The sequence below is a fragment of the Wolbachia endosymbiont of Drosophila barbarae genome, from assembly GCF_044752445.1.
GTDB lineage: Bacteria > Pseudomonadota > Alphaproteobacteria > Rickettsiales > Anaplasmataceae > Wolbachia > Wolbachia pipientis.
Map to the genome: position 1 here is coordinate 1 of NZ_JBIXJM010000040.1, position 580 is coordinate 580.

A 580-nucleotide genomic window follows, 5' to 3' on the forward strand; every position below is an offset into this window, starting at 1 on the left:
TTGCAACCAATTACTGTTATCGTATCTGTTAAAACCCTTATATCATCTCTAGTAACCTGCTTTTTTACAAGTTCAAGTAGTTCTTCTGATGCTGTGGATAACTTTGTTGATAAAATTGAAATTTGTACTTTCCCTGATATGGGTGATTCTACTAATGCATCTTGTACTCTACTATCTGCTGACAGTGCATGATATTTATAATATTCCTTACTTCCTCCTGTTGACCAACCTGCTATTTTTGCTTTTACCCTCTTTCTAAATCTTTCATCCTCTGCTTCTTTTTGTCTTTCCACTCCATAAAACTCAGCCAAATTATCAAGATCTTCTCCTGTCGCAAATTTAAGTAAGTTACTCTTTACTGCTTCATTTATTCTTTCTCTAAGCAAAAGTTCTCGCCATGCTGCTACTTCTAATACCTTCATTGCTGGATCACTTTCTACCAATCCTGTAAAACTTGCATCTCGCTTTACTAACTCTTCCTTCATTCTCGAAAAGATTTCTTCATAACTCAGCTTTTCTACAATATTTAGCTGCTTCATCTTTAAACTACAATTTCATCAAAATGAATGTTTTTCCCGCT

General features: G+C 34.5%; 1 protein-coding gene. It reads right to left on the reverse strand.

All coding sequences use genetic code 11. The features are described 5' to 3' along the window. Nucleotides 1–539, reverse strand: a 539-nt coding sequence (locus ACIPNH_RS00460) for a baseplate J/gp47 family protein (protein ID WP_400770860.1), incomplete at its 3' end; no start/stop codon positions are given. Between the last annotated feature and the right edge of the window lie 41 nt (nucleotides 540–580).